Raw genomic sequence first — 12,498 nt, forward strand, 5'->3', positions numbered from 1 at the left:
ACCCCTGATGGTGGTGACCCGGCAACGGCCACTGTGCCAAGTGATCCGACCATTGATAAAGGCAAGATTACTGGTAACGAGGATAAAGGCTATCAAGTAACTGGTCAATCAGTGCCGAATACGCCAATCGTTATCAAAGATAAGAATGGAACACCAATTGCGTGGGGCGAAACTGACGGGTCAGGAACGTTTGTCATCCCAGTTGACGCCACAAAGGTTGACCCAGGAGATCCTATCACGGTTACGCCAGAAGGTGGCAACGGCATTACGCTGACTGTTCCTGGTGACGGCAATGGCAACACAAATACCAACACCAACTCCACGCCAACTGATACCACCGGCGGCAACGGTACAGCAACCAGCACTACGCCAACGGATAATACACCAACAATCAGTGATGTTTCGGTAACTGGTGATCCAACTGATGGATACGATGTTACTGGGAATGGAACACCTGGTGACACGGTTACCATCACTGATGGTGAAGGCAATACGCTTGGCACGGGTACGGTGGGTGACAATGGTACATTCACTGTCGATGTTTCAGGAGATGTCGGACCAAACGCACAATTGACCGTTACGCCAACTGGCACAAATGGTCAGAATGGAACGGCAATCACAGTTTCTACTCCTGCCGATACTACTAGTGGGCTTGGTACTTCTAATGCTGGCGACACGACTGGAACAGATGGTTCTGGGAGTAGCTCTACCACGGGTGCAAACGGCAGCAATAGATTAGCTGAGGCCTCATCTGGTGACACGACTGCCTTGACTGGCAACGGTAAAGGCACTAATACCGGTACAGAAGCTGAAACGAGTGCTGATCTCGCAGATACTAACAGTGACACCGCTGCTTCAGGCAACACAAATGACAACGGCAACACCGATGCCAACAAATTGCCGCAAACTAGTGAAGAGCAAAGTGATGGTCTGGCAAGTCTCGGCTTACTTGGCGCAGTGCTTTCACTCTTTGGGCTTGCAGGTGCACGTAAGCGTCGGAAAGAATAGTAAATTAGCTTCATATTAAAAAGTTTGGCTGATGCGCCCTCAGGTATTGTTGCCGAACTCGACCACGGATGGCCTTGAGCTGTCCGTGGTTTTTGTTTGATTTTTAAAAATGCGGATAATGTGCGTTTCTGTGACGAGGGCCTTTTTAGTCATTTTATTGTTATGCAGACTAACCGAGGTTCACAAGGCAGGGGGCTCCTGCGCAAAGCACTTCGACCCCAAAAGTCAGGCCCGGCCTTTTCGGGTCAAAGTACCTTACGCTCCGCTCGCTAAGCGCGTTGCTGCACGTTCTGTCCTTCATTCCACCCTTTTTAACCCCATAAACTAAATTATCGATAATAAAATTCTGTTCATATGTTCAAACAGTATTTGATTTTTGTTACAATACGGGTGTTGATAACGAAAACGCCAATTCGCTATCACATATGGTCAGCTCTAGTGCTTTTTCGTTGGTTGTGCGCATGGTCCCAGCCGTTTGCACAACTTAACCAATACTGTAACCTTTGCAACTAATTGCACATTTTCTAAGGACATCTGAGATTGTTTGAAAGTTTTTAGACGGGACTCATCAGCTTTGCGGGGCCATTTTTACCGAATACCTCTCACAAATTGTTTTGCGCCCACGTCTTGTGGGTGGCCAACGTTCAACTGATGACAGTCCTCAATCCCTCCAGTACCAATTAGATATGAGACACAACTAGAGTTGACTTCGCACCCTGCCTACTGGGTGCATCTACCAAATACTGATTCGGGTCGCTGTTCCCTCAGACAACGGCCTCAAAAAACGCCCACGGTGCTTGCCGTGAGCGTTTTTCGTTTGCTTTGAATGTGATTGAATTTTACATGTTAAAGCTGGAAACGAGATCAGCCAGCTTTGATTTCGTGGTGCTGTTAACTAAATCGGTGACTTCTTTTTGCATAGCTGAATCGGTGGTTGGATCCTTAGCAGTTGCGTCCTTCTTCAACGCTTCCTTGTAAGCAGCTTCCAGTTCCGTATTCAGTTCACTCGTCTCTGCGGTTTTGATAACCGATTCTGAGTAGGCAGCTGCGAACGTTTTTGCCGGCGATTTAGTCGTTGCCGTAAACGTGGTCGTGGTGCCGGTCGTACTTAGCAGCCGCCGTTGCCCGCTTGTGGCGAGCTTGACTTGATATTTAGTACTGCTGATCTTAGTCAACTTGAAGTGATAATTGTGCGTGCCGACTTTGTCGTTACTGCCCACGATCCGGTAGGTACTCGACAACGTTTTTCGATTCTTGCTTAGTGTGGTTGTCAGTGGCAGTACCATGGTCGTTTTAGCGGCTTTAAAATCACCGAAGACCATGACCCGGACCTTACCCTTATTCGTTTTCACCGTTACCCAGTGAAACGCATACTGTGCTTTTTTACTACTATAATAAGCGGTCAGTTTATTTGGATTGCTCGTACTGAACGTCTTTGTCGCACTTGCGGCATGGACTGAAACAGTGCTCATCGCCGTTCCCAAACTAATGGTGGCGATGAATGCCAAGGCCGATTTTATTAACGCATGTTTCATTTGTTGGTTACCCCCGGATACCTAATGTGGTTACACGTCAGAATAGCACAGGGGATGCGGTGAAACAATAAAATAGCTTAATTTTGGTGGTGCTGCTGGTTAGTCAGGTCACCTTTTAACTGGAACTGGCTGGCATTGAGCTGCTGTGACAATGGTGAAGCGGGTTGACTGTTTGTCAGCTGGTGACTGAATTTTTCATAGGACCCCAGCAGCGGACCAGTAAATGTTTTACGGGCGTTGGTCAGATAGTCGATGACCAACAGCGCTAACACGACGAAAATGATTTTCCCGGTGGCGTAGTGCAGGACCAAATGACTTGTCAATTGCACGTTGGTTGGGGAAACGACCATGAGAATGATTAGAAAACCAATCCAGAGACAAGCAACGGTTCCAACTGGAATGCTCCACTTGCCGAGGTGCCAGGGACCGTCTTCCTTGCTAGTCCAAATACCGCGGAACTGTGCACGAAGCTTTAAAGCAATTGGAATACAGTACGAGCTATACAGACCGATAACACTCATGGTTCCGATAACGGCGTAGATGCCGTCAGAGATGCCTGACAAGAAAGCGATAAATGCAATCAACCAGATGGCAACTGCTGGCGTATGAAATTTCTTTGAAACCCGCTTCCAGTATTTAGAAAGTGGCAAGCCGTTGTCCCGACTAAAGGCGTAGACCATACGTGAAGACGACGTGATCGATGAACAGCCACAGAACCACATTGCGATGGTGACCAGCCAGAGAAGCACACCGCCAAATCGAGAACCGACCGCTTGTTGAATGGCTACAATGAAAGCGTTGTTGCCGGCAACGGCCACTGCTGAAGGGTTCTTGATAGAAAGGGTGACAAGTGCTAATAAAGCAAACCCGAAAATCCCAGAAATGGCAACAGAGAGGAACACGCCCCAAGGTGCTTGAACGCGAGGGTTCAATGTTTCTTCGCTGGTGTGAGCTGAAGCGTCGTAACCAGTCAATGTCCATTGGGCCTGTAGCAGGCCAATCAGGAACGCGCCCCAGTAAGGCATGTTAGATGATGTAGCGGTTGAAAATGTAGTAAACAGATAAGTGACGTGGTGTGTTGGTCCGGCGATAAAAAGGACCCCGATGATTAAGAAAACGCCGACTACGTGATAGATGGTGGAAATGGAGTTGAGTTTTGATACAACGTTGATTCCGAAGTGGTTCAGCAACGCATGACTGGCTAAGATTGCGGCGTAGGTCAGCAGAAACTGAAACTTATTAGGACTGGCAAAAATTAAATTTGAGGCGAAGGTTGCACACCCATAGTCGATACCGGCAACAATGGTGACTTGGCCGACGATGTTTAACCAGCCAGTAAACCAGCCCCAAGTCGGGCCGCCTAAGATGGACGCCCAGTGGTAAATAGCACCAGAAGTTGGAATGGCGGATGTAAGCTCTGCCATGGCTGCGGCCACGAACAAAACAAAGAAAGTTACTAGCGGCCAGCCAATTCCCATAATAGCGGGGCCGCCTTGATTGAACCCATAACCATAATAGGAAACGGCTCCGGTCAGAATCGAAATAATGGAGAAAGAAACAGAGAAATTTGAGAAACCACCCATATCACGGATCAGTTCCTGCTTGTATCCGAAAGACTTGCCAGCAGGAGTTGCCTCACCGGCCTGCGCCGTTTTCCAGTTTCTGACCGATTGGCTCGCGTGAACAATAATGAAGACCATCATGATGACGGTCAGCAGCAGAATCATAATACCTAAATAAACCATTCAATCACATTCCTTTCAAAAACTTTAACGAATCCAATTTGATTATGTGTTAGATTATATAACATAAAGATTAGATTGCAAAGACTTGTTTGAAAATTATTTGGATTAAAGATTAAAATTGAAAAAACAATTGAAAACACGTCTATGTCAGGAAAGAACATCTATATTTTAGCACCTATAATTAGCATAGGATTAAAATATAATTAAAAGTCATCATTGAATTAATCTTATATCATGTTATTATTTATAACATAGAATAATGATTGGAGTTGAAGCCATGACTGAAACCTTACAAACGGTTGGTATCGATATTGGAACATCGACCACGTCACTGATCCTAGCGGAACTCACTATTACAAACACGGCGAACACTTTTACACTGCCACACATTGCCATTAGCCAAAAGCGACTTATTTACCGCAGCCCAGTGGTCTTTACCCCATTATTGTCGGCATCCACTATCGATGAGCACGGTATTCAAGAATTTGTTACAGCGCAGTATGAAAAGGCAGGTGTTGATAAACGGCACTTGAAGATGGGGGCTGTTATCATGACCGGTGAAACGGCTCGAAAAAACAATGCAGACCGCGTTGTGCATGCGTTGAGTGACGCAGCAGGTGATTTTGTTTGTGCCACGGTTGGACCAAGCCTGGAAAGCGTGCTAGCGGGTAAAGGTGCAGATCAGGCGTTGCTGCAACGAGCGGGAAGCAATGATGTGATTAATCTTGATATTGGTGGTGGCACCAGCAACCTTGCCCGTTTTCATGATGGACAATGTGTTGACACCGCATGCTTTGATATTGGTGGTAGATTGATTCGAGTTGATACAGCACATCATGTGACCTACATTGCACCAAAAATAAAAAATTTAATAGAAGAAACGCAACTTAATATTCGTGAAGGTGGCCAGGTGACTGCAGAGACGTTACGACCGTTGATTAGGAAAATGGTGACCGTGTTGGAAGCTTCAGTTGGAGCTATCAAGGCACCACGATGGGTGAATGATTTTGTCACCGATCATGCACTGCAACCGTTCCATAAACGACCGTTACTGACATTTTCCGGTGGCGTTGCTGACTGCCTGAATGACACATTACCGGACGATGCGTTTCCTTACGGGGATATTGGCTTATTACTCGGGCAAGGCATCAAACAATCGCGGCTCTTTGCAGATTTCCGAGTTGTGCCGACGACCGAGACAATCCAGGCCACGGTGGTTGGTGCCGGATCCCAGTCGATGATGGTCAGCGGCAGTACGATTACATACGATTACGAAGCGTTGCCAATTAAAAACGTACCGGTGATTGCCGTCGAAGGCAATTGGCAGTGGGAACATTGCACAGCAGTTGCGACCCAGCAGTTACGGATGCTACAGGAATCAGACACACAACAGAACGTCTGCTGGGCATTAAATGGTATTACACCAAGTTTCGAAGCCGTGGGCAACTGGTGCGAATGGCTGATCACTGTTGCCCGGCCGCTGATTGATAGGCGGTTGCCCTTAATCGTTATGATTAAAGAAAATGTCGCCCAGGTTATGGGCAATGGCTTGCGGAGCCGATTGCCCAGAGGTTACCCAATCGTTTGCTTCGACAATGTTCCAGCAATTACCGGCGATTACGTCGATATCGGCGAACCGGTCGCTAGTGGCCGGACTTTACCCGTAGTGGTTAAAACTTTAGTCTTTCAATAGGATGGTGAGCATATGATTTTAAAAGTCACACTCTCAGGAAAACGTTACACGTTTAGAACAGTTAAAGAAGTCATGGCAAAGGCCAATGAAGAAAAGTCTGGCGACCTGCTCGCGGGCATTGCTGCTGCCAGCATGCAGGAACGGGTGGCAGCTAAGGTCGTCCTCTCCCAACTAACGCTGGATGATATCTACAACCATCCTGGTGTGGATTACGATAAGGATGAAGTGACGCGGATGATCATCGATGATATTGATGCAGATGTTTTCAGCCAGATTAAGCGCTGGACGGTTGAACAGCTGCGTGAATGGCTGTTGGCATTAGATACGGATAACCAGAAGATTCATTACATTTCTCGCGGACTAACTTCAGAGATGATCGCGGCGGTATGCAAACTTATGACGAACATGGATCTGGTTATGGCCGCAAAAAAGATAACCAATGAAAAAACGGCTAACACCACTATTGGTTGTCCAGGCACTTTCTCATCCCGGCTACAACCGAATCACCCGGCTGACGATGTTCGGGGCATCATGGCCTCCACAATGGAGGGACTGAGCATGGGTGTTGGTGATGCGGTGATCGGCGTTAACCCGGTAACTGATTCAGTTGATAATGTTACTGAAATTCTTAAGCAGTTTCATGACTTCATCAGTAAGTGGCAGGTGCCAACACAGACCTGCGTGCTCGCTCACGTGACAACTCAGATGGCTGCCATTGAACAGGGGGCACCGGCGGGGCTGATTTTCCAATCGATTGCTGGTTCCGAAAAGGGAAACACTGCGTTTGGCATCAATGCAAAAATGATTGCGGAAGCAAACCGAATGGGTCACGAAAAATTGGAAACGGTTGGTCCAAACGTCATGTATTTTGAAACGGGACAAGGTTCCGAACTATCAGCCGATGCCAATTTCGATAACGACCAAGTTACAATGGAGGCCCGTTGCTATGGATTTGCTCGCCACTATGACCCGTTTATTGTCAATACGGTGGTTGGGTTTATCGGTCCAGAATATCTGTACGATGCAAAACAGGTGACCCGCGCTGGGCTAGAAGATCATTTCATGGGCAAACTAAGTGGTCTTGCGATGGGCTGTGATGTTTGCTATACCAACCATATGCAAGCAGATCAAAACGATATTGAGAACTTAGCTGTTTTACTTGCGAATGCAGGCTGCACATACATGATGGGTGTACCCCAGGCGGATGATATTATGCTGAATTACCAGTCAACTGGCTACCAGGAAACGGCCACGTTGCGCGAACTGCTGGGCACACGGCCAATCAAGCAGTTTGACGCATGGCTAGAGAGAATGGGCATTACGAATGAAGGTCATTTAACGCCATTGGCGGGTGACGCCTCACTATTCCTTGATTCAGTTGCTGACAGTGTCAAAGCCTAATGAAGTGAAAGAGAGGACTTGCCAATGTTAATTCCACCAAAAATCAAACCAATTCCAGTTGATAAAACTGGTGCGCTCATTGATATTAGGGCGATTGATCAACACGAAATTCTGGGGGTTCAGCATCCAGTAAGTGCAGATGATTATATCGCGCTGAAACACAGTACGACCGCTCGCCTGGGTCTTGGCCGAGTCGGAACCCGTTACACAACTCGCTCTGTCCTTCGATTGCGCGCGGATCACGCGGCTGCAAAAGATTCTGTTTGGTCCGATGTTGCACCGGAATTTATCACTAAAATGGCCTTTATTCCGATTCAATCTACTTGTACGACCGAAACGGAGTACCTCACGCGACCTGATCACGGGCGGGCTATCGCAGCCTCTGCCCTAGATAAAGTGAAACGGGCGTATCTAAAACAACCGCGCGTTTTGATTGCGGTTGGCGATGGGCTAAGTTCCACGGCAATTGAAGCCAATGTGGCGGAAGCAATTCCGGCAATCAAGCAGGGGCTTGCGTTGGTCAACATTGATGTTGGTCCGGTGCCATTCATCCGTTTTGCCCGGGTAGCTACCGAAGATTATTTAGGTGAAGCCTTGAAAGCCGATGTTGTTTGCCTACTGATTGGGGAACGCCCCGGCCTTGTGACTGCTAAGTCAATGAGCGCTTACATTGCGTACCGCCCAAAAGTCGGGATGCCAGAATCGCGACGAACCGTGATTTCCAACATCCATCCAGGTGGTGTGCCAGCCGTTGAAGCAGGTGCTTACATTTCGGAAGTGATTCAAAACATGTTAACCCAAAAAGCATCTGGACTCGAATTAGTTTCAAAGTCATGACAATCTTAACCATGTCTTAAAATGATAATTGACCGGAAAAGGGCCTTAACAATATAAACCAATAGTGTGGTTTATATTGTTAAGGCCCTTATTGTTTTTACTAACAAAAAGTAGTTTGATGTTGCTTTATAAAATTTAATGTTTAATTTATTGGAATCGTGAAATCGATAATCATCAATGTAAGTGCATACTGTTTATAAAATATATTAATCGACCTTCTTATTCCAGTATTCATTATTTAAAACAGATCAGAATCAATTCTGAAATTTGATGATTGCTTTTTAAAATGATTCTTCGTTTTACTAGCTGAAAATGGTTCTCGAAATGCCGTTATAATAACTTTGTTATAATTTTGAACAAAAACTGTTTCGATAGCCAACACTTTTAAGATTCATTTTTTAAATCAAACAACAAATAATTAGAATTTTAAATTGGGGGAATTTACAAATGAAATCACTGTTCTTTATACAATTCTCTAATTAATTTATCAACCGAGTGTCATTATTGAATAAAAAAGCTTCCAAAAACTATATAAACTTTTTATAAGATTTGGTACATTAAGACTGCGTAAGGGATTACAACTCAGTCTCTTTGTGCAAGTGATGAAGTAGGCTGTACGACATCATCACTTAGTGAATCATAGGAGTAATTGGATTTTCGAGGGAGGAAAATATAATGGGAAAAGGATCAAAGAATTTGTCGAAAAATAATCGGCATTTAGCTACCATTAACGACAATGAGAAGGTGCACTACCGGATGTACAAGGGCGGCTCAAAGTGGCTCGTCGCTAGTATCGCAACGTTCTCACTGGGGATTGCGTTCTTGGGGGCACCAGCTATTCACGCTGATACGACCACTTCTGATGCAACAACAACAACTGTAACGGCTTCAACGCCTTCAGCTGATAGTTCATCAACTGCTAGTGATACATCATCATCAGCAAATTCTGGCTCAGCATCAACTGGTTCTAGTTCAGCATCCACAGGTTCATCATCGAGCGCTGCTGATAGCAGTTCACAGACAGGTAGTACAACTGGTACGACTGATGCAAAAACGACATCAACAACTGGTTCGACTACCAATGCTGCCAATGCTGCAACAACTTCAAACGATGCTATCAGTAAGGCTGCTTCTACTAGTGACCAAACACCAGCCACAGCCACTGATCAAGGTTCTGCAACTCAGACCACGACTACTACGTCAATGGTCACAACGCCAACTAAGATTACAACAAACGGTGCAACCAATCTGGATAAGACTTCAGACGCAGCTACGGCTGTAAATCCAACGGTTAGTGGTGCCATTGTTAAAACAACGATTGGCGGAACCAACACAGTTACTGCTGACAATAGCGCGACTGCAGGCTTAGGTACGACTGATGACAGTGGTAACTTAGCTGCTGTTACAACTGCTAATTCCGAAAATGACCGTGTTGCTGGCGATTACGGTGCAGTTGATGTTACTGACGCATCAAATGATAGTTTAGCCGGCACAACTACTGTGGATGGCCAAACTGTTCCAGGGACTGCCGCTGACATTATCAACGATCAGGGTGCTGTTTCAACTGACTCCACTGACCCACAAACACGTGCAGCTGTTCTGTACGCAACTGGGACAAACACTGGAATCTCAATTTCAGTCGGTGGCAGTAACGCCAGTGCCACAACCTTTACATTACCAAGTGACATTGCATCGACTGCAACTGTTGGTACTTGGGATGTTACCGCTGTGACTGATGTTGGTATGACTATTAAGGATGACGCTACTGGAGAAACCTTCCAGATTACTGATCCTACAGTTGCTGAAAACTACAAAGTCGGCGATACAATTACCGGTGAAGCAGTTGTCACAACTACAATCACTGCTGACGCCTTAGAACCTGTTATTTCATACATTACCAGTGCATTGAACACTGTTGATAATGCCTTAGCAGATGCAGGTAGTGGTGTTATTGGTTTGGTTAACACCGCATCTGACACGCTTAGCGGCGTTATCAGCGGCATCACTTCTGCTGGGTCTGCTATTGCTTCATTGCTTAACTCATGGGGCATTGATACTTCAGGTTTGAGTACTGTTGGGACGACCAACTCACTCGAGGGTATCCAACAGGCTTTGGAACGTTATGCAGCTGGTATTCAATCAGTTCAAGCTGAAATCACTGCAATGACTGACGACAAGACCCAACTTGCCTCTGGCGGTCTGACAATCACCACACTTGAAGCTGCTACTGAAACTTCAACTGGTACTTACCAAGTTACGACAACCAACAGTCTTTCAACGATTGTGGCAAACGCAATTAACACCTACATCACTGGTTGGACCACTGGTATTACTGACAGTCTTCAAGCCCTTGCAGGAACGTTAGAAGACGCTGACGGCGACAACGCTATCCAAGGTTTGGGTATCGTTGGTGATGCAATTACCACTGTCTTGAATGGCGTTACTAACACCATTGCAAGTGCAATCAAGACTGTAAGCAACTTGAATTCACAATCAGATACAAGTCTTAATGGCCTTATTCAAACAGCTATCAGTGGCGGCCTTGGGGTTCAAATTGAAACTGCATTACCAATCACTTTCACTGACCCTGATCTTAGTTCCAACACACCAGGTTCATTCACAAGTGAAACTGTAGCTGTTGCAACTGACATTTACGGTGCAGTTGAAAACACGAACACATCAATCGTTTACCAAAACGTTGATAAGACAGCTTTGAAGGCAGCCCTTACAACCGCATCGACTGATGCCGATAACGCTACTAACATTGCTAATGCAGAAGCAGTTATTGCTAACCCTAACGCCTCACAAAAGGACGTTGACCAAGCATACCTGAATCTGCAACAAGCACCACAAGCTACGGTTTCGTCAAAAACTACTCCGGCTGGCTACATTGCTTCGGCTGTTATCACTGGTCAAGCTGGTCAATCTGCAGCTGACGCATTAGCTGCTAACTTGAACGAAGCCTTCACAACTAGCGTCGAAGGTTTGAACCCAGGTTTGACTGCTGCTGACTTCACTATCGGTGCTGGTACTAAGAACGCTGACGGTGCTACGGTTTACACTTACGAACTGAATGAAGCTGGTCAGGCTAAGGTTGCTGCTGCTGTTGCCGCACTTGGCTCAGGTGACACGACTTATGCCGCACAAGACTTGGATAAGGTTGCTTCTGTAATCGTTATCCCAGCTTCTACTACTACTGATAACAATGGTGGTGGCACTACTAACAACGGCGGTGGTACTACTAACAATGGTGGCGGAACCACAACTGGAACTACCACTGGAACCACTACTGGGACCACAACTGGAACTACCACTGGAACCACTACTGGGACTACAACTGGCACCACTGGCAACAGCGGTTCAACTGGATCAGATGTAACCACTTCAACTTCTGGTGACACTGGCAGTTCTTCAACTGGTAGCACTACTTCTGCTTCTGACAATGGCGGCACTACTTCAACTGGTACTGTTTCGACCTTGTCAAACGCAAGCTCAAGTGATCCTACTGCAACGACGACTGCTGCTTCAACTGCAACAGCAACGCCAAAGGCTGCTACTGTTCTGAAAGCAACTACCAAGGCTAACACTGCTAAGGCAGCAACGACCAAGTTGCCACAAACCGACGAACAACAAACTAGCGAAGTTGCTGGCTTGGGTCTCCTCGGCCTTATCCTTTCAGCCTTCGGTCTTGCCGGTGCTGAAAAGCGTCGTAAGAACCTGTAATTCTTAATAAGCGACGCGCCAACTCTTGCATAAGCTTGCTTAGTCGTTCTCCAAACATTAAGAAGAACATTGCATGATGATTATTCTGAGTTTACAAAGCTCATTGAAATTGTGTTTGCAATCTTACTGCTGGTGATCGTAGTTAATCTTCCTTTCTAGTCATACTCCGCTGGATTGTTAAACATAACGATTGCGTGTCAGTATTCACTGGCTATAGAAGATGGGTTCACATCTGTGAACTAGCAGAAAGAGCAAAAATAGTTGCAATGGCTGCCTCGAATAATCTACCCAATCTCCAGGTGAGAGCGGGGCGTCAAAAGCCAATCGTTTACCAAAATTTTGGTACAAGCGGTTGGCTTTTGGTGCATCGTCGCTAAGGTGAAGTGATTACTTGCTGGTGTGTTGTTGAATTGTGTATCATTAATTTGTTTGCAAACTATCCAATTGCGCTATAATAGGGGTATTATGGTGACAAGTTTCAAAAATCAATATGAGCAGGGATGACACCGATTGCATAGGACAATGGTGTTCAGAGATTTGGGGTAGTTTAATTGAG

The 12,498-nt window shown here is 46.0% G+C and carries 7 protein-coding genes; 5 read left to right on the forward strand and 2 right to left on the reverse strand.

Going from position 1 to position 12,498, the window contains the following annotated elements:
* Nucleotides 1-1,008: Ig-like domain-containing protein (locus FC82_RS06340; RefSeq protein WP_156405133.1), on the forward strand; the 1,008-nt coding region annotated here is incomplete at its 5' end.
* An 839-nt stretch (nt 1,009-1,847) separates the two neighbouring features.
* Here FC82_RS06340 and FC82_RS06345 read toward each other — a convergent pair.
* Together FC82_RS06345 and FC82_RS06350 are read right to left on the reverse strand one after the other, a co-directional pair.
* Nucleotides 1,848-2,543 carry a hypothetical protein gene (locus tag FC82_RS06345; RefSeq protein WP_056996520.1) on the reverse strand — a complete coding sequence of 232 codons (696 nt, stop codon included), beginning with the start codon at nt 2,541-2,543 and terminating at the stop codon, nt 1,848-1,850.
* Nucleotides 2,544-2,620: 77 nt separating this feature from the next.
* Nucleotides 2,621-4,288 carry an amino acid permease gene (locus FC82_RS06350; RefSeq protein ID WP_056996521.1) on the reverse strand — a complete coding sequence of 556 codons (1,668 nt, stop codon included), beginning with the start codon at nt 4,286-4,288 and terminating at the stop codon, nt 2,621-2,623.
* 277 nt (nt 4,289-4,565) lie between these two features.
* Here FC82_RS06350 and FC82_RS06355 point away from each other — a divergent pair, with 277 nt between their 5' ends.
* The 4 genes from FC82_RS06355 (at nt 4,566) to FC82_RS06370 (ending at nt 11,942) form a co-directional block, all read left to right on the forward strand.
* Nucleotides 4,566-5,981 carry an ethanolamine ammonia-lyase reactivating factor EutA gene (locus FC82_RS06355; RefSeq protein ID WP_056996522.1) on the forward strand — a complete coding sequence of 472 codons (1,416 nt, stop codon included), beginning with the start codon at nt 4,566-4,568 and terminating at the stop codon, nt 5,979-5,981.
* A 12-nt stretch (nt 5,982-5,993) separates the two neighbouring features.
* A complete protein-coding gene (locus tag FC82_RS06360) occupies nt 5,994-7,382 on the forward strand; it encodes an ethanolamine ammonia-lyase subunit EutB (RefSeq protein ID WP_056996523.1) in 1,389 nt (462 codons plus the stop codon).
* Nucleotides 7,383-7,406: 24 nt separating this feature from the next.
* Nucleotides 7,407-8,219 carry an ethanolamine ammonia-lyase subunit EutC gene (eutC, locus tag FC82_RS06365; RefSeq protein ID WP_056996524.1) on the forward strand — a complete coding sequence of 271 codons (813 nt, stop codon included), beginning with the start codon at nt 7,407-7,409 and terminating at the stop codon, nt 8,217-8,219.
* A gap of 675 nt (nt 8,220-8,894) precedes the next feature.
* A complete protein-coding gene (locus FC82_RS06370) occupies nt 8,895-11,942 on the forward strand; it encodes a KxYKxGKxW signal peptide domain-containing protein (RefSeq protein WP_056996525.1) in 3,048 nt (1,015 codons plus the stop codon).
* Nucleotides 11,943-12,498 lie beyond the last annotated feature (556 nt).

This window comes from Secundilactobacillus collinoides DSM 20515 = JCM 1123, assembly GCF_001435975.1.
Taxonomy (GTDB): domain Bacteria; phylum Bacillota; class Bacilli; order Lactobacillales; family Lactobacillaceae; genus Secundilactobacillus; species Secundilactobacillus collinoides.

Excerpts from the sequence above, each read along its gene's own strand:
- FC82_RS06345 (WP_056996520.1), bottom strand. The coding sequence starts at position 2,543 with ATGAAACATGCGTTAATAAAATCGGCCTTGGCATTCATCGCCACCATT.
- FC82_RS06350 (WP_056996521.1), bottom strand. The coding sequence starts at position 4,288 with ATGGTTTATTTAGGTATTATGATTCTGCTGCTGACCGTCATCATGATG.
- FC82_RS06355 (WP_056996522.1), top strand. The coding sequence starts at position 4,566 with ATGACTGAAACCTTACAAACGGTTGGTATCGATATTGGAACATCGACC.
- FC82_RS06360 (WP_056996523.1), top strand. The coding sequence starts at position 5,994 with ATGATTTTAAAAGTCACACTCTCAGGAAAACGTTACACGTTTAGAACA.
- eutC (WP_056996524.1), top strand. The coding sequence starts at position 7,407 with ATGTTAATTCCACCAAAAATCAAACCAATTCCAGTTGATAAAACTGGT.
- FC82_RS06370 (WP_056996525.1), top strand. The coding sequence starts at position 8,895 with ATGGGAAAAGGATCAAAGAATTTGTCGAAAAATAATCGGCATTTAGCT.